This window comes from Butyricicoccus pullicaecorum DSM 23266 (genome assembly GCF_900167005.1).
GTDB classification, from domain to species: Bacteria; Bacillota; Clostridia; order Oscillospirales; family Butyricicoccaceae; genus Butyricicoccus; species Butyricicoccus pullicaecorum.
This window is the reverse complement of sequence record NZ_FUXW01000003.1, coordinates 62,505-82,214: the sequence shown is the minus strand read 5'-3', so window position 1 is coordinate 82,214 and position 19,710 is coordinate 62,505. Positions and strand designations below refer to the sequence as shown.

Annotated in this window: 17 protein-coding genes and 1 other annotated feature; of the genes, 11 read left to right on the top strand and 6 right to left on the bottom strand. The window is 56.3% G+C overall.

What is annotated here, in order from left to right; translation table 11 throughout:
* Positions 1-97: 97 nt before the first annotated feature.
* The 3 genes from B5D52_RS07305 to B5D52_RS07295 form a co-directional block, all read right to left on the bottom strand.
* Positions 98-721 (bottom strand): flavin reductase, encoded by a 624-nt coding sequence (locus tag B5D52_RS07305; RefSeq protein WP_016148088.1) that lies wholly within the window; start codon positions 719-721, stop codon positions 98-100.
* A gap of 129 nt (positions 722-850) precedes the next feature.
* Positions 851-1,201, bottom strand: coding sequence for a DUF4363 family protein (locus B5D52_RS07300; RefSeq protein WP_016148087.1), 351 nt, complete (start codon positions 1,199-1,201; stop codon positions 851-853).
* On the bottom strand, positions 1,198-1,875 hold the full coding sequence (locus B5D52_RS07295) for a DUF421 domain-containing protein (protein ID WP_016148086.1): 678 nt from the start codon (positions 1,873-1,875) through the stop codon (positions 1,198-1,200). The genes B5D52_RS07300 and B5D52_RS07295 overlap by 4 nt, the downstream gene beginning before the upstream one ends.
* A 142-nt stretch (positions 1,876-2,017) precedes the next feature.
* Positions 2,018-2,283: a binding site (T-box leader), on the top strand.
* Between the two features lie 51 nt (positions 2,284-2,334).
* On the opposite strand from B5D52_RS07295, the gene ilvB reads away from it, so the two are divergent.
* The 4 genes from ilvB (at position 2,335) to ilvD (ending at position 7,278) form a co-directional block, all read left to right on the top strand.
* A complete protein-coding gene (gene ilvB / locus B5D52_RS07290; protein WP_016148085.1) occupies positions 2,335-3,999 on the top strand; it encodes a biosynthetic-type acetolactate synthase large subunit in 1,665 nt (554 codons plus the stop codon).
* Between the two features lie 12 nt (positions 4,000-4,011).
* The gene (ilvN, locus tag B5D52_RS07285) at positions 4,012-4,488 is read left to right on the top strand and encodes an acetolactate synthase small subunit (RefSeq protein WP_016148084.1); all 477 of its coding nucleotides are present in this window, start codon (positions 4,012-4,014) and stop codon (positions 4,486-4,488) included.
* Positions 4,489-4,535: 47 nt separating this feature from the next.
* The gene (ilvC, locus tag B5D52_RS07280; protein WP_016148083.1) at positions 4,536-5,531 is read left to right on the top strand and encodes a ketol-acid reductoisomerase; all 996 of its coding nucleotides are present in this window, start codon (positions 4,536-4,538) and stop codon (positions 5,529-5,531) included.
* An 82-nt stretch (positions 5,532-5,613) separates the two neighbouring features.
* Positions 5,614-7,278 (top strand): dihydroxy-acid dehydratase, encoded by a 1,665-nt coding sequence (gene ilvD / locus B5D52_RS07275; RefSeq protein WP_016148082.1) that lies wholly within the window; start codon positions 5,614-5,616, stop codon positions 7,276-7,278.
* A 32-nt stretch (positions 7,279-7,310) separates the two neighbouring features.
* On the opposite strand, the gene B5D52_RS07270 is transcribed toward ilvD, so the two are convergent.
* From B5D52_RS07270 to prfB, 3 genes are read right to left on the bottom strand one after another with little or no spacing between them, the layout of a single operon-like run.
* Positions 7,311-7,703 (bottom strand): sulfite exporter TauE/SafE family protein, encoded by a 393-nt coding sequence (locus B5D52_RS07270; RefSeq protein ID WP_016148081.1) that lies wholly within the window; start codon positions 7,701-7,703, stop codon positions 7,311-7,313.
* The gene (locus B5D52_RS07265; RefSeq protein ID WP_016148080.1) at positions 7,700-8,059 is read right to left on the bottom strand and encodes a TSUP family transporter; all 360 of its coding nucleotides are present in this window, start codon (positions 8,057-8,059) and stop codon (positions 7,700-7,702) included. Before B5D52_RS07265 ends, B5D52_RS07270 begins: the two co-directional genes overlap by 4 nt.
* Positions 8,060-8,110: 51 nt before the next feature.
* Positions 8,111-9,238 carry a peptide chain release factor 2 gene (prfB, locus tag B5D52_RS07260; protein WP_016148079.1) on the bottom strand — a complete coding sequence of 376 codons (1,128 nt, stop codon included), beginning with the start codon at positions 9,236-9,238 and terminating at the stop codon, positions 8,111-8,113.
* Positions 9,239-9,530: 292 nt separating this feature from the next.
* Between prfB and B5D52_RS07255 the strand changes: the two genes are divergently transcribed.
* From B5D52_RS07255 to B5D52_RS07225, 7 genes are all read left to right on the top strand, one after another.
* A complete protein-coding gene (locus B5D52_RS07255; protein ID WP_016148077.1) occupies positions 9,531-10,457 on the top strand; it encodes a calcium/sodium antiporter in 927 nt (308 codons plus the stop codon).
* A gap of 343 nt (positions 10,458-10,800) precedes the next feature.
* A complete protein-coding gene (gene secA / locus B5D52_RS07250; protein WP_016148076.1) occupies positions 10,801-13,548 on the top strand; it encodes a preprotein translocase subunit SecA in 2,748 nt (915 codons plus the stop codon).
* A gap of 99 nt (positions 13,549-13,647) precedes the next feature.
* Positions 13,648-14,766 carry an FprA family A-type flavoprotein gene (locus tag B5D52_RS07245; RefSeq protein ID WP_016148075.1) on the top strand — a complete coding sequence of 373 codons (1,119 nt, stop codon included), beginning with the start codon at positions 13,648-13,650 and terminating at the stop codon, positions 14,764-14,766.
* Between the two features lie 71 nt (positions 14,767-14,837).
* On the top strand, positions 14,838-15,395 hold the full coding sequence (locus B5D52_RS07240) for a hypothetical protein (protein WP_016148074.1): 558 nt from the start codon (positions 14,838-14,840) through the stop codon (positions 15,393-15,395).
* A 29-nt stretch (positions 15,396-15,424) separates the two neighbouring features.
* A complete protein-coding gene (locus tag B5D52_RS07235; protein WP_016148073.1) occupies positions 15,425-16,231 on the top strand; it encodes a sulfite exporter TauE/SafE family protein in 807 nt (268 codons plus the stop codon).
* A 95-nt stretch (positions 16,232-16,326) separates the two neighbouring features.
* Entirely contained in the window at positions 16,327-17,430 is a 1,104-nt protein-coding gene (ychF, locus tag B5D52_RS07230; RefSeq protein ID WP_016148072.1) for a redox-regulated ATPase YchF, read from the top strand.
* Positions 17,431-17,647: 217 nt separating this feature from the next.
* On the top strand, positions 17,648-19,687 hold the full coding sequence (locus tag B5D52_RS07225; RefSeq protein WP_016148071.1) for a VanW family protein: 2,040 nt from the start codon (positions 17,648-17,650) through the stop codon (positions 19,685-19,687).
* Positions 19,688-19,710 lie beyond the last annotated feature (23 nt).

The following is a 19,710-nucleotide window of genomic DNA, read 5'->3' as shown; positions in this document are numbered from 1 at the left end:
TATGAAAAAACACCGCTGCAATGGAACAGCGGTGCTTTCAGGAGGAAGGAAAATTCAGCGCATCGCGAGAGGGAGGAAGCGCGATGCGCTGAGCAGATCAAAGTTTTTCGAACTTGCTTGCCGGAGCACGGCAAATCGGGCAGTGGTAGTCTGCGGGCAGCTCTTCCTTGGGGTAGATGTAGCCGCAAACCGTGCACTTCCAACCGATCTTCTTGTCCAGCGTGCGGAAGACCGGAGCGGCCAGCGGTGCTTCGTTGCCGCGTGCATTCCATGCACGTACAGTCATAACAGGATCGGTCGAGAACGCTTCGGCGTCGATGACTTCCAGCATGTACAGCGTGTGAGAGCCGGCATCCAGCTGGTCAAGGACGCGGAAGGAAATCCGTGCCACCATGCCTTCCTTGAGGTAGGGGGAACCCTGTGCATCGGTCAGCGTATCGAATTTAGAAAACTTATCGATTGCACGACCGGATTTGTAACCGAATTCGTTGAGAATATTGTCCGGGCAGGAAGCGCCGACCAGCGTGATGGAGAGCACACCGGCCTTGTCGATGGCCTTCTTGGTTGCGCTGGACTGACTCAGGGAAAGAGAGAACTTTTCCGGGGTAGACGAGGTGATTTGTGACAAAGAGTTGACAATACAGCCATAAAACTTGCCGTCAGCAGCGGCTGAAGCCAGATAGAGACCGTAATCGAATTGATCGAGAATTGCGCGATCCATGGATGCACCTCCTATATAATAAATGAGAATGAATATCCTTTAAAAAGAGTATACCACATTCGGAATCAAAAGGAAACGGCGGATGCAACAAAATATGCAAGAGAAAATTGTACCATTCTTCCAAAATCGTTAAAAGACGTTGTGCAGGGAAGGGTACTCGAGTTCGGGCAGATGGCGCAGCATGCCGGTCAGTTCTGCAACCTGCAAACGGGTCTCATTGAGGTCTCTGTTGTTTGCCGCCTGAATGGCGCGGCGGTAAAGGTTTTCAATCTGGTCGATCTCGTTGTGCCGGATGAGTGAGGCGAGCAGCGGTTTGTGATCGGCCCATGCGTCAAAGCATTCGCTCAGCACTGCGGGATCGGTCTGACCATCGACTGCGTCGGCCAGTGCATCGGTGGTACGGGCGACCGCTTGGTATTCGGCAAAACAGCTCACGCTGAGCAAAAGAAGCAGCGTGCATGCAGCAATCAGACGTTTCATAGGCCCTCCTTGCGCTGAATGTATTGGTTTCCGCAGTCATCCAAAGTCATCAGGAAGATATCTTCCATGCGCTTGGCACCTGATTTTTTGACCCGGTGTTCCAGTTCGGACAGGCTGACGTTCAGGCGGCGCAGATTGCCGAGCACCGGTTTGCCGTCGGTGATGACCAGAAAGGGTGCACCGGTTTCGCTGGGAGACAGGCCGAGCAGCTCTGCGGTGACCGGCTGGGCGGACGGTTTGAGCACGTAGGACAGCTGACCATTGGGCTCTAAAATGCCGTACTTGACGTCGGCAACCGTCTGGATATTGTTCTGCCGCAGCGCTTCCACGATCTCGTCGGTGGTGATGCGCAGATCGTGCAGCTTGCGCTCGTCCACCTTGCCGTTATAGATGAGCACGGCTGCACGGCCGTTGACCAGACGGCGCAGACGACGGCTTTTGAGGCACAGAAAGGAGACGATGATTTCAATGGAAATTAGGGTGACAATGGGCACCAGTCCGGCGGTTAAGGGGACGCCCAGATCCTGCATGGGAATGGCAGCGAGTTCGGATATCAAAATCGTGATCACCAAATCGGACGGCTCCAGCTCTCCGATCTGCCGTTTTCCCATCAGCCGCATGGCGCAGATGACCGCGACGTAAAGGATAAGTGTGCGCACGAGAGAAACAGTCATGGCAGGGAATGCCTCCTTTTTTTTGTCTGCATTTTCCGATTTATTGTGTCCGGTGTATCAGAAAATTATGCATATTGTCGGAAGATTTTCGTTGACAAAAGTGTGAAAGAATTCTATAATGGGTACAACGGAACACAAACAGACAAACGCAATGAACGGGACAGTAACCCCCGATCTCTTTCAGAGAGCCGCCGGTCGGTGCAAGGCGGCAGAGGGAAGGTGCGCGAACACTCGCCCGCGAGCGGCTCCGGTGAATCCCAATTTCGGGTAGTAATTTGAGACGGCAGGCCACCGTTAACCGGCTCTGTATACGGCGCACCTTGCCGTATACAACGAGGGGTCGTCCCACTTTGGACGGCAAGCAGAGTGGTACCGCAGAGAGCCAAGTTTTGGGTCTTTGTCTCTTGCAAAAGAGGCAAAGACCCTGTTTTTATATCCAAAAGAAAGGTAAGACGGCAAATGAGACTGAATGGATCACAGATTTTGTGCGAGACCCTGATCGAACAGGGTGTTGACACGATTTTCGGCTATCCGGGAGGCGCTGTCCTGAATATTTACGACGCGCTCTACCAATATAGTGACCGCATTCGCCATGTGCTGACCGCGCACGAACAGGGCGCGTCGCATGCGGCCGATGGGTACGCCCGCGCAACGGGCAAGACCGGTGTCGTCCTGGCAACTTCGGGCCCGGGCGCAACCAATCTGGTCACCGGCATTGCAACTGCTTACATGGATTCTGTGCCCATGGTCGCGATCACCGGCAACGTCGGCGTACCGCTCATCGGCAAGGACTCCTTCCAGGAAGTTTATATTGCCGGCATTACCATGCCCATCACAAAGCATAACTTCGTGGTAAACCACGTCGAAGATCTGGCAGACACCGTGCGTGAAGCCTTCCGCATCGCACAGAGCGGTCGTCCCGGACCGGTCCTGATCGATATCCCCAAGGATGTCACGGCGGCTATGTGCGAGTTTGAGAACAAGCCGGTGCAGGACATCGAGGAGACCTACGACGTGTCCGAGGAAGATTTCAAGCGCATCGCAGAAGAGATCAACGCGGCACAGTGCCCGGTCATCTACTACGGCGGCGGTATCGTAGCCTCGCACGCATGCGAGGAGCTGGTCGCCCTGATGCACAAGGCAGACATCCCGGCAACCGGCACCATGATGAGCATGGGCTGTGTACCGGCAGACGATCCGCTTTATCTGGGCATGATTGGTATGCACGGTAAGGTATCGGCTGGCTGGGCAGTTGACCGCGCAGACCTGCTGCTGTCCATCGGCGCACGTTTCTCCGATCGCGTTGCAACCAACACCAACCGCTTTGCACCCGATGCACGCATCATCCACATCGACATCGATGCAGCCGAGATTAACAAGAACATGCCGGCAGACGACTATCTGGTCACCGATGCACGTACCTTCCTGTCGGGCGTTCTGCCCTATGTCAAGGAGACCAAGCACGACGCATGGCGCGCACAGATTGCCGACTGGGTCAAGAATCTGGACTACAAGCCCAAGGATGCCGACGATTGCCTGCATCCGCACCAGATCGTTAAGATGTGTGCAGAGCTGGGCGGCGACGATCTCATCATCGCAACCGACGTTGGTCAGCATCAGATGTGGGCAGCGCAGTACTGCGGCCGCCGTCACTCCCGCCAGTTCATCTCGTCTGGTGGTCTGGGTACCATGGGCTTTGGCTATGGCGCGGCAATCGGTGCAAAGATCGCTTGCCCGGATAAGCCGGTCATCCACATCACCGGTGACGGCTCCTTCCACATGAACCTCAACGAGCTGTGCACAACGGTTACCTATAATCTGCCCGTTGTCACGGTCATTATGAACAATCAGGTACTCGGCATGGTACGCCAGTGGCAGACCATGTTCTACGAGAAGCGCTACTCGTCAACCACGCTCGAACGCAAGACCGATTACGTCAAGCTGGCCGAGGCGTTTGGTGCACAGGGCTTCCGATGCACGACACCGGCAGAGCTGCATGAGGCACTGACCAAGGCGCTCGCGCACAACGGCCCGACCATCATCGACTGTGTCATCGACCGTGACGAGCGCGTCCTGCCCATGATCGCGGCAGGCGATGACATTCGCAATATCGTGGCGGACTAAGGAGGCGAGAACATGCAGAAATATATCGTTTCGGTTCTGGTAAAGAACCATGCGGGCGTTCTGGCGCGTGTCGCCAGCCTGTTTGGCCGCCGTGCCTTCAACATCGATTCGCTGACTGTATCCGCGACGACCGACCCGTCGATCTCGCGTATGTCGATCATCGTCGCAGGCGACGAGAAGATCCTCGAGCAGGTCATGAAGCAGGTGTCCAAGCTCTATGAGGTACTCTGGGTCGAGCAGCTCTGGGAAGAAGACAGCTACTGTAAGGAGCTGGTCTTCGTCAAGCTGTCCACGCCGGACGGCCTGAGCCGTGATGCCATTCGCGAAGTGGCTGAGGTCTATAACGCAAATGTCGTGGAGGCAGTCGGCAACGCGATGATCGTCGAGCTGACCGAAGTGCCCAGCCGCATTGACGCCTTTCTGGACGTCATTTCCAATTTTGATGTCATCGAGATGTGCCGTTCGGGCGTCACCGCGATGATCCGATAACGCAATCAATTTATTCACCTATAAATGGACTTTAGGAGGAAACAACCATGGTAAAGATGTATTATGATGCAGACTGCAATCTGTCCGTACTCGACGGCAAGACCGTTGCCATCCTGGGCTTCGGTTCTCAGGGTCATGCACATGCAATGAACCTGCACGACTCTGGCGTTAAGGTCGTTGTTGGTCTGCGTCCGGGCTCCAAGCACATCGCTAAGGCTGAGGCTGCTGGTCTGACCGTTAAGACCCCCGCAGAGGCAGCTGCTGAGGGCGATATCATTATGATGCTGGTTCCCGACGAGAAGCAGGCTGACATCTACAAGGAAGTTGTAGAGCCCAACCTCAAGCCGGGCAACGCACTGGCATTTGCACATGGCTTCAACATCCACTTCAAGCAGATCATCCCGCCGGCAGACGTTGACGTTATCATGATCGCACCCAAGGCTCCGGGTCACACCGTACGCCGTACCTACGTTGAGGGTAAGGGTATTCCGGATCTGGTATGTGTACATCAGGACGCAACCGGCAAGGCAATGGATATCGCTCTGGCTTATGCGGCAGCAATCGGCGGCGGCCGTGCCGGCATCCTGGAGTCTACCTTCCGCACTGAGACCGAGACCGACCTGTTCGGTGAGCAGGCTGTTCTGTGCGGCGGCGTATGCGAGCTGATGAAGGCTGGCTTTGAGACTCTGGTTGAGGCTGGTTACGCGCCGGAGAACGCTTACTTCGAGTGCATCCATGAGATGAAGCTGATCATCGACCTGGTAAATGAGGGCGGCTTCGCTAAGATGCGTTACTCGATCTCCGATACCGCTGAGTACGGCGATTACCGCACCGGTAAGCGCATCATCACCGAGGAGACCCGCAAGGAGATGAAGAAGATCCTGCGCGAGATCCAGGACGGTACCTTCGCTTCCGAGTGGATCCAGGAGAACAAGGCCGGTGGCCGTGCAAAGTTCCTGGCAACCCGTCAGCTCGAGTCCGAGACCCTGCTCGAGGAGACCGGCAAGAAGCTGCGCGGCATGATGAGCTGGATGAAGAAGTAATTTTCATAGATCATGCACCGGGGGACGGACGGCTGTGCCGCCCGTCCCCCTTTTCCGTATAAACTTAAAGGAGGGAATCCCTTTGTCTAAGAGAAGTGATAATATCACCGCGGGCGCTGCGCGTATGCCCAACCGCTCGCTGCTGCGTGCCTGCGGTATGACCGATGAGGAGATGAACCGCCCGATCATCGGCGTTGTCTCGGCTTACTCCGAGATCATCCCCGGCCATATTAACCTTGATAAGATTGCAGATGCGGTCAAGGCTGGCGTATCCATGGCAGGCGGCACGCCGGTTGTCGTTCCGGCGATCGGCGTATGCGACGGCATCGCAATGGGTCACATCGGCATGAAGTACTCGCTGCCGTCCCGTGAACTGATCGCGGACTCGGTTGAGACGCTGGCACAGGCACACCAGATGGACGCACTGGTGCTCATCCCCAACTGCGACAAGATCGTACCCGGCATGCTCATGGCAGCGGCTCGCCTGAATATCCCGTCCATCCTGGTATCGGGCGGTCCTATGCTGGCTGGTCACTTCGGCGGTGAGGAGATCTCGCTGTCCAAGACCTTCGAGACCGTCGGCGCATACAAGGCCGGTCTGGTTACTGAGGAACAGCTCATGGAGTGCGAGTGCGGCTCGTGCCCGGGCTGCGGTTCCTGCTCGGGTATGTACACTGCAAACTCGATGAACTGCCTGTCCGAGGCCATCGGTATGGCACTGCCGGGCAACGGCACCATTCCGGCTGTCCATGCAGCACGTATCCATCTGGCAAAGCATGCCGGTATGAAGATCATGGAGCTGCTTGAAAAGGACATTAAGCCCCGTGATATCCTGACCCCGAAGGCATTCCGCAACGCGCTGACCTGTGAGATGGCGCTCGGCTGCTCGACCAATACCGTTCTGCACCTGCTGGCAATCGCACACGAGGCTGGCGTTGACGTCAATCTGGAACTGCTCAACGAGCTGTCGTCCAAGGTGCCCAACCTGTGCCATCTGGCACCGGCAGGCCCGCACCACATCGAAGAGCTGTACATGGCAGGCGGTATCCCGGCTGTCATGCACGAGCTGACTCGTCGCGATCTGCTCGACCTGTCGCTGCTCACTGCGACCGGCAAGACGGTTGGCGAGAATCTGGAAGGCGTGACCAATAAAAATCCTGAGGTCATCCGTCCGATCGATCATCCGTACTCCGAGACCGGTGGTATCGCCGTTCTGTGGGGCAACATCGCAGAAAATGGCTGCGTTGTCAAGCGTTCGGCAGTTGCGCCTGAGATGATGGTGCATTCCGGCCCGGCTCGCGTATTCGATTCCGAGGACGATGCCATCGCATCCATCTATGCAGGCGAGATTAACAAGGGTGACGTTGTCATCATCCGCTACGAAGGCCCCAAGGGCGGCCCGGGTATGCGTGAGATGCTCAACCCGACCTCGGCACTGGCTGGCATGAAGCTGGACAAGGATGTCGCACTCATCACCGACGGTCGTTTCTCTGGTGCATCGCGTGGCGCATCCATCGGCCACGTTTCGCCCGAGGCTGCTGCTGGCGGCAACATCGCACTCATCCAGGAAGGCGATACGGTTGAGATCGATATTCCGAACAGCCGTGTTCATCTGGCTGTTTCCGATGAGGAGCTGGCTGCACGCCGTGCTAAGTGGATTCCCAGAGAGCCCAACATCAAGTCCGGCTGGCTGTACCGCTATTCGCGTATGGTCTCCTCGGCAGATAAGGGTGCAATTCTGGAGTGATCAGAAATACAGAGATCCTGAAACCAACGGTTTCAGGATCTTTTTTTGCGCTCTTTGGTTGCCTTGTCGCTCTTGGTGAACAGCTCACGTACACCGATCCATAGGAGCAGAACACCGAACCCGCGGCGAATCAGGGACAGGTCGAGCTGTGCAGCCAGAACGCAGCCCAGAATCGACAGAGGAATGCCGGATAGAATACAAAACAGAGCGGCTTTTTTGTCGATCAGTCGGTTTTTCCAGTGGCTGATGAGCGCGGGCGGCGCGCAGGCTAAAAAGTACAGCAGATTCATGCCCGCCGCATCGCGCTGGCTGACACCCATCACACAGGTCAGCCATAGCATGAGTAAAGAGCCGCCGCCGATGCCAAAGCCGGACAGAATACCGGTCGCAAGGCCGACCAAGACGGCAAACAGGATGTTTGTCATAACAGCAGCACCGCACGAATGCCGCCGTACAGGATGAGTGCACCGAAGGCGCGGCGCAGCCAGACCATGCGGACATTTTTGAAAATTCGGCCGGCAATCAGACCACCCGCCGCACCGCCGACCAGATAGGGAAGTGCGTCGGTGACAGGGAGCGCGCCGTTTAGATAATAGACGATGACCGACAGGATGGACAGGGGGAAGATGACGGCAACTGAGGTCGCAAAGGAGCTGCGCTCGGGCAGTCCGCACCAGCGGGTGAGCAGGGGAACGAGAAACAGACCGCCGCCTGCGCCGAACAGGCCATTGGCCAGACCGGCCAGCGCACCGGTACATAGGAATCGGTATTTTTTGGACATAAAAAATCCCTCCGTGCGCTAGTGTGCACAGAGGGATGCAGAATATACAGATTATACCTTGCTTGCCCAGTTGCCGGTTGCGGCAGCGGTCAGGTAAGCGTTGATGAAGCCGTCGATGTCGCCGTCCATCACTGCGTTGATGTTGGAGGACTCAAACGCGGTACGGGTGTCCTTGGCGAGGGTGTAGGGCATGAAGACGTAGGAACGAATCTGGCTGCCCCATTCGATCTTCTTCTGGTCGCCCTTGATGTCCGAAATCTTGTCCAGGTGCTCGCGCTCCTTGATCTCGACCAGCTTGGAACGCAGCATCTTCATACAGTTGTCCTTGTTCTGGAACTGCGAACGCTCGGTCTGGCAGGCAACAACGATGCCGGTCGGCTTATGAATGAGTCGAACCGCAGACGAGGTCTTGTTGATGTGCTGACCGCCTGCACCGGACGAACGGAATACCTGCATTTCGATGTCGGCGGGGTTGATCTCGACGTCCTGCGAGTCGTCTGCGATCTCCGGGATGACCTCGACAGCTGAGAACGAAGTGTGACGGCGGCCGGAGGAGTCGAACGGGGAGATACGAACCAGACGATGAACACCGGACTCACCCTTGAGGTAGCCGTAAGCGTTCTCGCCCTCGATGAGGATATCGGCGGACTTGAGGCCGGCTTCTTCACCGTCCTGATAGTCCATGATCTTGTAGGTAAAGCCGTGACGCTCTGCCCAGCGGGTGTACATACGATAGAGCATGGAGCACCAGTCCTGCGCCTCGGTGCCGCCTGCACCTGCGTGGAAGGATACCAGTGCGTTGTTCTTGTCGTACTCGCCGGTCAGCAGGGTCTGCAGCTTCTGACGGCTGATGCTCTCCTCGAGCTCGGCAAAACCGGTCTCAAGCTCCTCGAGCATGGACTCGTCTTCAGACTCGATGGCCAGCTCACACAGAGTGATGAGGTCTTCCCACTGTGCGTACATGCGGTTGAAGGTCTCGATCTTTTCCTTGAGCGAACCCATACGGGAGACGACCTTCTGCGAAGCCTCCGGGTCATCCCAGAAACCGGGCTGCGCCGACTTCATTTCCAGCTCGTCTACCTCACGCGCCGCCTGCTCGAGACCCAGGTTGCCGCGCAGTTCCTCGATCGCCGGTTCAAGGTTGTGCAGTTTTACCTTGTATTCTTCAAATTGCAGCATCTTTCGTGCTCCTTTACGATATAATATCTTTTCACTTATCTGTTATTATAATATACCGGAGGGCGCGCTGTAAAGAATTTTTCTGCATACACTTGACAAGGTCTTTCAAAGGGTTTATTATAAACATTACATAAAAGGGAGTAGCTCACGCATGGCGTGGAACGATGTCGTCAGTACGATCGCACAGCGCGATCCGTATCGTCCCGTAAGCAGCAAGACTTTTATTGCATGTGTTTTTGGTGTGCAATGAAAGTCTTTTTTTGTTGCACACGCCGGAAAGGAGTCGTAATTTATGTCACCAATCTTAGCCGTCATCTGTCTCGTCGCTGGTTTCGCTCTGCTCGTCAAGGGTGCAGACTGGTTCGTCTCGGGCGCGTCCGGTCTGGCACGCCGTCTGGGCGTGTCGCCGCTTATCATCGGCCTGACCATCGTGGCCTTCGGCACGTCAGCCCCCGAACTTGCAGTCAGTGTGACCGCAGCGCTGGACGGCGCAAACGAAATTGCCGTCGGCAACGTCGTCGGATCGAACATCTTCAACCTGCTGGTCGTTGCAGGTGTAAGCGCGATTTTGTGTCCGCTGGCTGCAGACCGCACACTGCTGCGGCGTGACTGGCCGTGCTCGGCGCTTGCAGCCATTATTTTGACGGTTATGCTGATGTTCGGCAACAATATCACCCGTTTTGAGTCGATTATCCTGCTTGTTTTGTTTGCAGGCATGCTGGTATGGCAGATTCGCGGAACGAGTGTACCGACCGAGAACAATGCAGAGGAACACCGTCCGGGTTGGCTGCTTGCCGTAGGCATCGTGGGCGGTATCGCGTGCATCGTCATCGGCGGTCAGCTGTCGGTCAACGGTGCAACCGAACTGGCGCGTGCATTCGGCTGGAGTGAGAGTCTGATCGGTCTGACCATCGTGGCAATCGGTACGTCTCTGCCCGAGCTGGTCACCTCGATCGTTGCAGCACGCCGCGGTGAAAACGAAATCGCAATGGGCAACGTCATCGGCTCCAACCTGTTTAACATTCTGGGCATTCTGGGTATCTCGGCGCTCCTCAACCCGATCACCGTTGCACCGACCGCAGTCTTTGACGCAGCCCTGCTCACGGTCGTATCTCTGGTCTTCTGGTTTATCGCCCGCCGCGGCACGCTGCCCCGCGCAGCCGGCATCACCATGGTCATGATTTATATCGCTTACACCGGATATCTCATCGTGCGCTGAATGGGATGAAAATTAGCGCCAAATTTACAAAAAGTTCTTTTTAATCTGGGTTTTGATGTGGTATAATAGCCGTAAAACGGCTATTATACTTTTATTTTACGATTATACCACCAGCGGCACAAAGACCCATGTTAAATCTTGGACGTTTGCCTGCCGCTGTGGTATAATAACCTCGTTTAGGTTGTTATACCACATTCTTTTTTCTGGAATGGCATAAAATTGGACGTTTGCACCTTTTCAGTTCGGGAATATCTGTGGTATAATACAAAATGGCGTATTCTAATGGAACAACTATTACGCTGCGGTTTCGATCGCGGCGTGGAATAAAGGAAGGCTTTATTATATGGCAGGATTACTTGAAAAGATTTTCGGTACCCACTCGAGCCATGAGCTGAAGAAGATCTATCCGATCGCGGACAAGGTCATGGCGCTCGAGGACGAGTACCGTAAGCTGACAGACGAGCAGCTGCGCGGCAAGACCGCGGAGTTCAAGGAGCGCTATCAGAACGGCGAAGACCTGGACAAGCTGCTGCCCGAAGCATTCGCAACCATGCGCGAGGCATCCGACCGCGTACTGGGCATGCGGCACTACCGCGTACAGGTCATCGGCGGCATCGTGCTGCACCAGGGCCGTATCGCGGAGATGAAGACCGGTGAAGGTAAGACCCTGATGGCGACTCTCCCGGCATACCTCAACGCGCTGACCGGCAAGGGCGTACACATCGTCACGGTCAACGACTATCTGGCAAAGCGTGACTCCGAGTGGATGGGCAAGGTATACCGTTACCTCGGTCTGTCGACCGGTCTGGTCATCCATGCGGTTGCACCGCAGGATCGTAAGGCGATGTACGAGGCTGACATCACCTACGGTACCAACAACGAGTTTGGTTTCGACTACCTGCGCGACAACATGGCCATTTATATGAACCAGCGCGTACAGCGCGGCCATGCATTCGCCATCGTCGATGAGGTGGACTCCATTCTGATCGATGAGGCGCGTACCCCGCTGATTATTTCCGGTCAGGGCGAGGAGTCGACCGCGATGTACCAGCTGGCTGACCGCTTCGCACAGACCCTGTCCGCTCTGCGCGTCAAGGAAGTCGACGCAAAGGAAGAGCAGGACGATATCGATGCAGACTACATCATCGATGAGAAGGCACGCACCGCAACCCTGACCCCGAAGGGCCAGCAGCGCGCAGAGCAGTACTTCCACATCGACAACCTGTCCGATCCCGAGAACACCACCCTCATGCACCACATCAACCAGGCCATCAAGGCACGTGGTGTCATGCAGCGCGATGTCGACTACGTTGTTCGCGACGGTCAGATCATCATCGTCGACGAGTTCACCGGCCGTCTGATGTTTGGCCGCCGCTATAACGAGGGTCTGCATCAGGCCATCGAGGCAAAGGAAGGCGTAAAGGTTCAGAACGAGTCCAAGACCCTCGCGACCATCACCTTCCAGAACTTCTTCCGTCTGTACGGCAAGCTGTCCGGTATGACCGGTACTGCACTGACCGAGGAAGAGGAGTTCCGTTCCATCTACAAGCTGGATGTTATCGAAGTTCCGACCAACCGTCCGGTTATCCGTAAGGACAACCCGGATGCGGTTTACAAGAACGAGCGCGGCAAGATGCTGGCGACCATTCGCCGCATTGAGGAGTGCCATGCCAAGGGTCAGCCGATTCTGGTTGGTACGGTTTCCATCGAGAAGTCCGAGATGCTCTCGTCCATGCTCAAGAAGCGCGGCATCAAGCACACCGTCCTGAACGCGAAGTATCACGAGCAGGAGGCAGAGATCGTTGCACAGGCAGGTAAGCCCTATGCGGTTACCATCGCAACCAACATGGCTGGCCGTGGTACCGATATCAAGCTGGGCGGCAACGATGAGCAGATGGCTGTCGCAACCATGAAGAAGGAAGGCTACTCTGAGGAGCTGCTCGTCGAGGCAACCGGCTACGCGGATACCGATGACGAGGAGATCCTGGCAGCACGTGCTCGTTACAATGAGCTGCTGGAAGAGTACGGCGTACAGGTCAAGAAGGATGCAGAGATCGTTCGCGCTGCCGGCGGTCTGTATATCCTGGGCACCGAGCGCCACGAGTCCCGCCGTATCGACAACCAGCTGCGCGGCCGTGCCGGCCGTCAGGGCGACCCGGGTGAGTCTTCGTTCTATATCTCGATGGAAGACGACCTGATGCGTCTGTTCGGTTCCGAGCGTATCCAGAAGATGATGGAAAATCTGGGCATCGCAGACGACGAGCCCATCGACCAGAAGATCCTGTCCGGTGCGATTGAGAACGCACAGAAGAAGATCGAGGGTCGTAACTTCTCCATCCGTAAGCACGTCCTCGAGTACGACGACGTTATGAACACCCAGCGTGAAACCATCTACTCGCAGCGCCTGAAGGTACTGTCGGGTGAGGATGTCAGCGGCAATATCCTGTCCATGATCGATACCACCATCGAGAACGCTGTCCATGCAGCCGTTGGTGAGCATCAGGTCATCACCCAGGAGATGATCGACACCCTGCGTCACCGCTTCCAGGGCATCTTCATCGGTCCCGAGGACTTCACCTACACCGACGAAGAGCTGGACGATCTGCATGCAGAGGGTCTGGTCAACGAGCTCAAGGACCTGGCACACAAGGCATACAAGGAGAAGGAAGAAAACGTCGGTTCTCCCATCATGCGTGAGCTCGAGCGCGTCATTCTGCTGCGCAATGTAGACTCCAAGTGGATGGAGCACATCGACGCGATGACCGAACTGCGTAACGGTATCGGCCTGCGTGCTTACGGCCAGCATGACCCGGTTATCGAGTACAAGCGCGAGGGCTTCGATATGTTCGACGCAATGATCGATGCCATCCGTGAGGATACCGTCCGCATGATCTTCCTGGCACAGATTCGCCGTCAGGAAGAACCCAAGCGTGAGCAGGTTGCACACGAGACCAGCGCACAGGGTGCAGATGACGGCAGCGAAGTCAAGCCGACTCCGCACCGCGCAGAGGCTAAGGTTGGCCGCAACGATCCCTGCCCGTGCGGCAGCGGTCTGAAGTACAAGAAGTGCTGTGGTAAGAACGAAGAATAAGAAAAGTTCTTGACTTTTGTTAGAAATCCAACAGACAGAGTGAGAACTTTGTGCTAAGCTGTCTGTCAGATAAGATAGAATAAAGAAGGAGCGAAAAACATGTCTGCGATTAAGATCCGTGACAATATTTACGCGGTAGGTGCGCGTGACCCGGAGGTGCGTATTTTCCACGGTTATGCAACCCCGTTTGGCGCGACCTATAACTGCTATCTGATTCTGGACGGCGATAAGAAGATCCTGGTGGACAATGTAAAGGCTGCGTTCACCGAGGAGTTCTTCCGTAATATCGAGGAGATTTGTCCGGTAGAGTCGCTGGATATTCTGATCCAGAACCATATCGAGCCCGATCATTCGGGCTCCTTCCCGGCACTCCTGGAGCGCTGCCCGAATCTTGAGGTTTACTGCACCGCCGGTGCACAGAAGGGCCTCAAGGCATACTACGGTTGGGAAGGCGCCTGCCATGTCGTGAAGATGGGCGAGACCCTGAACACCGGCTCTTACACCTTCCACTTCATCCCGGCGCCGATGGTACACTGGCCGGACTCCATGCTGACCTACCTGGCAGAGGAGAAGATTCTGTTCTCGAACGATGCATTCGGTCAGCACATCTGCCCGCCGGTCAACTATGACGACGAGCTGGGCGAGGAGCGCCTGATGGAGCGCGCTGTGGACTACTACGGCAACATCGTTCTGCCCTTCGGTATGCAGGTTACCAATCTGCTCAAGGCAGCGTCCGCGCTGGACATCGAGCTGGTTTGCCCGTCGCACGGCGTCATGCTGCGTACTTACATCGGCAAGATGGTTGAGAGCTATGCAAAGTGGGCGAAGAACGAGACCGACCCGAACAAGGTGGTTATGGTTTACGACTCCATGTGGGGTTCGACCGCTGAGATGACCCGTAAGATCTGCGCCGAGTTCGAGGCAGAGGGCAAGCAGGTACATGTACACTGCTTGGCCGATGAGCACTATTCGGCTGTTATGGGTGATATCGTCGAGGCCAAGACCATCTGCATCGGTGCGTCCACCCTCAACAACACCATGATGCCCACGGTTGCAGCATTCCTGACCTACCTCAAGGGTCTCAAGCCCAAGAACCGTGTTGGTCTGGCTTACGGTTCCTACGGCTGGAGCGGTGAGGCGACCAAGGAAGTTGCAGCAGTGATGGAAGGCATGGGCTGGGAAGTCCTGCCCATCCGCAAGCAGCTGTACCGCGGATAATCGGATTTTGAGCAAACGCGCGGCGTAAGTGCCGCGCGTTTTTTTCCAAGTCAAGGAAAGGGGAAAGGCGCATGGAAACCACATTGCTTGCCGCAGGCGTGGTCACGATTCTGGTGATTGCACTGGTTGTGCGTCAGGTGGTGCGCGGCTGCGCCCGCACGGTCTTTGCCGCACCGCCCGAACCGACACCCGAGGAAATCGAGGCTTCATGCACACACAAAACGCTGCCGCCAGCGGTTGAACTGGACGCAGACACGGCGGCCATTGCTGCACAGGCCTGCGCCGTGCTGACGGCTTGGATGCAGGCGATCAACAGCCGGGATGAGACGAAGCTCACGGGCGAGGCCAAGGCACTCAGCGCGCAGCTTGCCGACGAAATTGCAAAGCAGACCCAAAAGGGACAGCGCGAACGCTTTGAGCGTCCAACCGTGCACGAAGCAGTGGTGAGCGCATACGAGCGGGAGACCGGTGCGCTGATCGTGACCCTGAGTGCACAGGCAGTACACTATGTCGCAAGCGACGGACAGCTCATCCGCGGACGGGAAGACCTGCCCGAACAGATGCTGTGGGAACTGAAAGGGAATTTGACCGCACAGGGATGGACACCGACCTGTGCGCGTCTGCTGTAATCAAAACAAAGTAGGGGAAAAGATAGAATATGATAGAATTTATCGCACAATATGCCCATATCTGGCTGGTGGCACTGCCGCTGGTCTTTCTGGGCGCGATTGTGGACTCGGTCGCGGGCGGCGGCGGACTTATCACCCTGCCCGCCTATATGATGGTACTGCCGCCGCATGTCGCGGCAGCGACCAATAAATTTGCAGCCAGCTTCGGCACGCTGTCTTCGCTGCTCCGATTTTTAAAGTCCGGTCAGGTGCATCTGAAAATCAGCCTGATTGCGGCAATCGGTGCACTGATCGGCTCGCCCATCGGCACCCAGATTCAGATGTTCATTTCGGACGATCTGCTCAACAAGATGATGCTCATTATCCTGCCGTGCGTTGCTGTGTTTATGGTCTTTCGTCGGGATTTGGGTGCGGACAATCAGACAGAACTTGCACCGTTCAGCGGAAAGATCGCAGTACAGTCCTTCCTCATTGGTCTGCTCATCGGCGGATACGACGGACTGGTCGGCCCGGGCACCGGAACCTTCCTGATTCTGGCCTTTACCGCGGTACTCGGCATCCCACTCCTGTCCTCGTCGGGCAGCGCCAAGGTGGTAAACTTCGCGTCCAACATTGCCGCGCTCGTCGTCTACCTCATTCACGGACAGGTGCTCTTCGCCGTGGGCATCCCGGCGCTGATCTGCGCCATCTGCGGTTATCAGGTGGGTGCTAATATGGCACTCAAGGGCGGCGGTAAGGTCGTGCGCGGCCTGATCTTCGTCGTGCTCGGTCTGATGATCGTCAAAACCGGTTATACCATGCTTTCGCCGCAGATCAGTGCAGCATTCGGCGGTTAAAAACCGGATATACTGGGGCGAACGGCGTTGCATTTTGCCGTCCAGCCTGTTATAATCTCATTTAGAGAAAAAACCGTTTTCGGAGGAAGATATTTATGAAGTTAGGCATCGTGGGCCTGCCGAACGTCGGCAAATCGACCCTGTTCAACGCCATCACCAACGCAGGCGCGGAGAGCGCGAACTATCCGTTCTGCACCATCGACCCCAACGTGGGCATGGTTGCCGTGCCCGACTACCGTCTCCAGCCGCTGACCGATCTGTACCACGCCAAGAAGACCACCCCGGCGGTCGTTGAGTTCGTGGACATTGCCGGTCTGGTGCGCGGCGCATCCAAGGGCGAGGGTCTGGGCAATAAGTTCCTGTCTCACATCCGTGAGGTAGACGCGATTGTCCATGTCGTACGCTGCTTTGACAACGACAACATTGTGCACGTAGACGGTTCGGTTGATCCGGCGCGTGATATCGAGACCATTAACCTCGAGCTGATCCTGTCCGATATGGAGCACATCGACCGCCGCCTGGAGCGTGTGCGCAAGTCTGCCAAGGCAGATAAGAAGCTGCTGGTCGATGTTGACATTCTGGAAAAGCTCAAGGCGCATCTGGAAGAGGGCAAGACCGCCCGCACCTTCCCCGGCCTTGCAGATGACGAGGACGTACAGCGCGTTATGGCCGAGTCCGACCTGCTGACCGCAAAGAAGGTCATCTATGCGGCCAACATGGACGAGGGCGGCTTCACCGGCGACCAGACTGAGAACGCCCGTCTGGCAGCCGTACAGAAGATTGCAGACGAGGAAGGCGCAATGGTACTGCCCATCTGTGCCAAGCTCGAAGAGGACATCACCAGCCTCGAGCCCGAAGAAAAGGAAATGTTCCTGTCCGATCTGGGCCTGACCGAGTCCGGTCTGGATCGTCTGATCCGTGTCTGCTACGATCTGCTGGGTCTGATGAGCTATCTGACCGCAGGCGAGCAGGAGGTTCGCGCATGGACGATCACCAAGGGCACCAAGGCACCGCAGGCAGCCGGTAAGATTCATACCGACTTTGAGCGCGGCTTCATTCGTGCTGAGGTCGTATCGTACGATGACCTGATGGCATGCGGCTCGCTGGCAGCGGCGCGTGAAAAGGGCCTGGTACGCTCGGAGGGCAAGGAGTACGTCATGCAGGACGGCGATGTCGTTCTGTTCCGATTCAACGTGTAAAAAAAGAGGGAGCACCGGCTGGGGTTTGGAACGCCGGACTTCCGAAGGGGAAAGACACGTTTTTTGTGAATGAGTTTACAGGGGGCGCTGCGCGTCCCCTTGCTTTTTGTCGAAATGATGACCGATTGGTTATTGTAATCGGCATGGATTTGGCATAGAATAAAATTGTCTGTTGTATTGAGAAGTAACCGAGGCAGACAGGGGAGAGGAGACCACGATGGACGAACAAAATAAAAATATCTCTGTCGATGATATCCTGCGGGAGTATGCAGCTATGGACGATGAACCCGCGCCCGTACGTCCGCAGACGACTGTTGAGGCGGACGGCGACCAGGTTTGGCGTCCGGCACATCAGCCGGCGATGCCGCAGGAGACACAAAAGATCGAGGTACGACAAAATACTGCACACGGGGGAAAAAGTGAGCGGTATAGTCGTTCCAAGAAAAAACACAAACCGGCAAAGACTGGCAAGAGCCGTAAGAGCAGCAGCGCTTCGCGCACGGTAACACCGAATCGGGAAGAGCAGCCGCGCGTGTACGGTCATCATGTACCCGAGGACTATGACGCGCGGGACAATGCCGGACGCAAGCCGAAAAAGAAGAAAAAGAGACACGGCAGAGCGGCAGCGCTTGTTATTTTGCTGCTGCTGGTCGCAGGTGCGGGAACGGCTCTGGGCTATACATACGCCACAGATACGGTTTTCCGCGGTGTCACAGCGGGCACGGTTGAAGTTGGGGGACTGAGCGTGGCCGAGGCACAGAATAAGATTCAGACCGAGGTTGGACCGGTGGTTGAAACCGGCAGCATTCAGGTCAAGATCTATGACACCGAGTATCCCATCGCCATTCAGGACGTCACGACCGGACTGGATGCCGCAGCGAGCGCGCAGGCGGCGTACGATATCGGTCATACCGGCGGTGTGGGTGAGCGCGTTGCAGGTGCATTCGGCGCACTGTTCGGCGGCAAGACGGCCGAGCTGGTGATTACGGTCGATGATGCCGCGCTTGACCAGCGACTGGATGAGATTGCATCCGAAGCGCTGACCGAACCGACTGGTGCAACTTGGGAGCTTTCCGGCACCAATCTCATTTTGACCATGCCCAAGCCGGGTGTTAGCTTTGACCGCGACAAGGTGCGCGACGAGGTCAAGACCAAGATTGAGACCATGGATTTCACGCCTTACGAGGTAGAGACCCAGCTGACCGATCCCGAACCGCTGGATGTGGATGAACTCAAGACGCAGGTCGACTGTGAGCCGACCAACGCGATCGTCGACAAGAGCGACGGCAAGACCATCATCCCGGAGAAGAACGGCATCGTGATGGATGCCGACAAGGCACGCGAGATCATTGGAGACGGTACCGAGGCGACTTATACCATTCCGGTTACGGTCACGCCGGCCAAGGTCACCAAGGAAGTGCTCGATCGTGCGCTGTTCCGTGACGTTCTCTCGTCGGCATCTACCAGCCTCAATACTGGTAATGTCGATCGTACCAACAACGTCACACTGGCGGCCAAGTATATGAACGGCACAATCTTGAATCCCGGCGAGGAGTTTTCTTACAACGGAGTCGTTGGTCAGCGTACTCCTGAGCGCGGATTCAAGGCAGCAGGCGCATATTCCAACGGCCAGTTGATCGACGAGGTCGGCGGCGGTGTATGTCAGCCGTCTTCGACCCTGTATATGGCGGTACTGCGCGCCGATCTGGAAGTGACCGAGCGCACCAACCACTCGATGACCGTTTCCTACACGCCGCTCGGAGAGGATGCAACGGTCAGCTACGGCAGTCTGGACTTTAAGTTCAAAAATAATACCGATTATCCCATTAAGCTCGTTACCGTGCGTGAGGGCAGTCAGATGAAGGTCACGATCATGGGCACCAAGGTGGACGACAAGACCGTCCGTCTGGAGACCGAAATTTTGGAGACTCTGACCCCGGAGACCATCAAAAAGACCGATTCTTCGCTCAAACCGGGCGAGACCGAGGTGCAGCAGAGCGCGGTAACCGGCTATAAGACCATCACTTATAAGTACGTGACGGTCAACGGTGAGACGACCAAGGAAGTTGCAAACCGTTCGAGCTATCGCAAGCGCGATAAGATTGTTCTGGTCGGCCCGGAGGCGACAAGCGAACCCGCCAGCAGCTCCAGCACGACGAATTCTTCTTCGTCGTCCGGCAGTACGAGCAGTTCTTCGTCTGCATCGTCGTCCAGCAGCGGTAGTTCGTCCTCGAGTACGTCCGATCCGGAAAGCTGATCATCAGAAAGGAAGAAAGTCAA

Excerpts from the sequence above, each read along its gene's own strand:
- B5D52_RS07305 (WP_016148088.1), bottom strand. The coding sequence starts at position 721 with ATGGATCGCGCAATTCTCGATCAATTCGATTACGGTCTCTATCTGGCT.
- B5D52_RS07300 (WP_016148087.1), bottom strand. The coding sequence starts at position 1,201 with ATGAAACGTCTGATTGCTGCATGCACGCTGCTTCTTTTGCTCAGCGTG.
- B5D52_RS07295 (WP_016148086.1), bottom strand. The coding sequence starts at position 1,875 with ATGACTGTTTCTCTCGTGCGCACACTTATCCTTTACGTCGCGGTCATC.
- ilvB (WP_016148085.1), top strand. The coding sequence starts at position 2,335 with ATGAGACTGAATGGATCACAGATTTTGTGCGAGACCCTGATCGAACAG.
- ilvN (WP_016148084.1), top strand. The coding sequence starts at position 4,012 with ATGCAGAAATATATCGTTTCGGTTCTGGTAAAGAACCATGCGGGCGTT.
- ilvC (WP_016148083.1), top strand. The coding sequence starts at position 4,536 with ATGGTAAAGATGTATTATGATGCAGACTGCAATCTGTCCGTACTCGAC.
- B5D52_RS07270 (WP_016148081.1), bottom strand. The coding sequence starts at position 7,703 with ATGACAAACATCCTGTTTGCCGTCTTGGTCGGCCTTGCGACCGGTATT.
- B5D52_RS07265 (WP_016148080.1), bottom strand. The coding sequence starts at position 8,059 with ATGTCCAAAAAATACCGATTCCTATGTACCGGTGCGCTGGCCGGTCTG.
- prfB (WP_016148079.1), bottom strand. The coding sequence starts at position 9,238 with ATGCTGCAATTTGAAGAATACAAGGTAAAACTGCACAACCTTGAACCG.
- B5D52_RS07255 (WP_016148077.1), top strand. The coding sequence starts at position 9,531 with ATGTCACCAATCTTAGCCGTCATCTGTCTCGTCGCTGGTTTCGCTCTG.
- secA (WP_016148076.1), top strand. The coding sequence starts at position 10,801 with ATGGCAGGATTACTTGAAAAGATTTTCGGTACCCACTCGAGCCATGAG.
- B5D52_RS07245 (WP_016148075.1), top strand. The coding sequence starts at position 13,648 with ATGTCTGCGATTAAGATCCGTGACAATATTTACGCGGTAGGTGCGCGT.
- B5D52_RS07240 (WP_016148074.1), top strand. The coding sequence starts at position 14,838 with ATGGAAACCACATTGCTTGCCGCAGGCGTGGTCACGATTCTGGTGATT.
- B5D52_RS07235 (WP_016148073.1), top strand. The coding sequence starts at position 15,425 with ATGATAGAATTTATCGCACAATATGCCCATATCTGGCTGGTGGCACTG.
- ychF (WP_016148072.1), top strand. The coding sequence starts at position 16,327 with ATGAAGTTAGGCATCGTGGGCCTGCCGAACGTCGGCAAATCGACCCTG.
- B5D52_RS07225 (WP_016148071.1), top strand. The coding sequence starts at position 17,648 with ATGGACGAACAAAATAAAAATATCTCTGTCGATGATATCCTGCGGGAG.